The 2,073-nt window shown below is 46.0% G+C and carries 1 rRNA gene; it reads right to left on the bottom strand.

Going from position 1 to position 2,073, the window contains the following annotated elements:
• Nucleotides 1-90 precede the first annotated feature (90 nt).
• A 16S ribosomal RNA gene (locus tag BUA76_RS18860) occupies nt 91-1,607 on the bottom strand.
• Between the last annotated feature and the right edge of the window lie 466 nt (nt 1,608-2,073).

The following is a 2,073-nucleotide window of genomic DNA, read 5'->3' as shown; positions in this document are numbered from 1 at the left end:
AGCAACCAATAAAAAAACTAAAGCTTCACTTTGAGATAAGTACTTGTATCTTGCGATACTAATTTTGTTTATCGTCTAAAAGACGCTCTAAAATGAGATGTTCCAGCCGCACCTTCCGGTACGGCTACCTTGTTACGACTTAGCCCTAGTTACCTGTTTTACCCTAGGCAGCTCCTGTTACGGTCACCGACTTCAGGTACCCCAGACTTCCATGGCTTGACGGGCGGTGTGTACAAGGCCCGGGAACGTATTCACCGCGCCATGGCTGATGCGCGATTACTAGCGATTCCAGCTTCATAGAGTCGAGTTGCAGACTCCAATCCGAACTGAGACCGGCTTTCGAGATTTGCATCACATCGCTGTGTAGCTGCCCTCTGTACCGGCCATTGTATTACGTGTGTGGCCCAAGGCGTAAGGGCCGTGATGATTTGACGTCATCCCCACCTTCCTCTCTACTTGCGTAGGCAGTCTTACTAGAGTCCTCAACTTAATGGTAGCAACTAGTAACAGGGGTTGCGCTCGTTGCAGGACTTAACCTAACACCTCACGGCACGAGCTGACGACAACCATGCAGCACCTTGAAAATTGCCCGAAGGAAGGTCTATTTCTAAACCGATCAATTCCCATTTAAGCCTTGGTAAGGTTCCTCGCGTATCATCGAATTAAACCACATAATCCACCGCTTGTGCGGGCCCCCGTCAATTCCTTTGAGTTTCAAACTTGCGTTCGTACTCCCCAGGTGGCTTACTTATCACTTTCGCTTAGTCTCTGAAGATAAATCCCCAAAAACGAGTAAGCATCGTTTACAGCGTGGACTACCAGGGTATCTAATCCTGTTCGCTCCCCACGCTTTCGTCCATCAGCGTCAGTTAAGACATAGTGACCTGCCTTCGCAATTGGTGTTCTAAGTAATATCTATGCATTTCACCGCTACACTACTTATTCCAGCCACTTCTACCTTACTCAAGACATGCAGTATCAATGGCAGTTTCACAGTTAAGCTGTGAGATTTCACCACTGACTTACACATCCGCCTACGGACCCTTTAAACCCAATAAATCCGGATAACGCTTGCACCCTCCGTATTACCGCGGCTGCTGGCACGGAGTTAGCCGGTGCTTATTCGTACAGTACCTTCAGCTATCTACACGTAGATAGGTTTATCCCTGTACAAAAGAAGTTTACAACCCATAGGGCCGTCGTCCTTCACGCGGGATGGCTGGATCAGGCGCTAACCCATTGTCCAATATTCCTCACTGCTGCCTCCCGTAGGAGTCTGGTCCGTGTCTCAGTACCAGTGTGGGGGATCACCCTCTCAGGCCCCCTAAAGATCATCGACTTGGTGAGCCGTTACCTCACCAACTATCTAATCTTGCGCGTGCCCATCTTTATCCACCTCAGTTTTCAATTTAATGTGATGCCACTCTAAATATTATGGGGTATTAATCTTCCTTTCGAAAGGCTATCCCCCTGATAAAGGCAGGTTGCACACGTGTTCCGCACCCGTACGCCGCTCTCAAGATCCCGAAAGATCTCTACCGCTCAGCTTGCATGTGTTAGGCCTCCCGCTAGCGTTCATCCTGAGCCAGGATCAAACTCTCCATTGTATGTTTGTCTGTCTCTCTCAAAGTTTTTTAACGCTTTAGTTTTTCCTTACTTGGTTGTTATTTTGTATGTCAATGATCTTCGTTTCTTCCGCTTCCTACAAAACTACCCTCTCTGTCAGTGTTCGTTTCGTATTTGCGAGTGCAAAAGTAATAATTAATTCTGAACTGACCAAATGTTTCTGAAGAAAATTTTAAAGTTTTTCTAGTAACCTTAATCCTCCATCTCCACTCTCCCAATTCAACTCCTGCTCCCGTTTTACCGGACTGCAAAGATACTAATCTTTTTTATTCCTACAAGTTTTTTTTAATTAAAATCTGTAAAAGTTTTTAAGGCAGTATCCCGTGCTGGGAGTTCTTAATCTTAAGCCCCGAAAGGCTCTTCTGCGCTACCTACTTCCTTCCGTTTTCAGTGGGGCAAAGATAACACGTCTTTCCTTTACAATCCAAATCTATTTAACATAAAATT

The organism is Chryseobacterium takakiae (assembly GCF_900129385.1).
GTDB classification, from domain to species: domain Bacteria; phylum Bacteroidota; class Bacteroidia; order Flavobacteriales; family Weeksellaceae; genus Chryseobacterium; species Chryseobacterium takakiae.
Note: the sequence above shows the minus strand (reverse complement) of the source record. Positions and strands in the feature narration are given on the sequence as shown.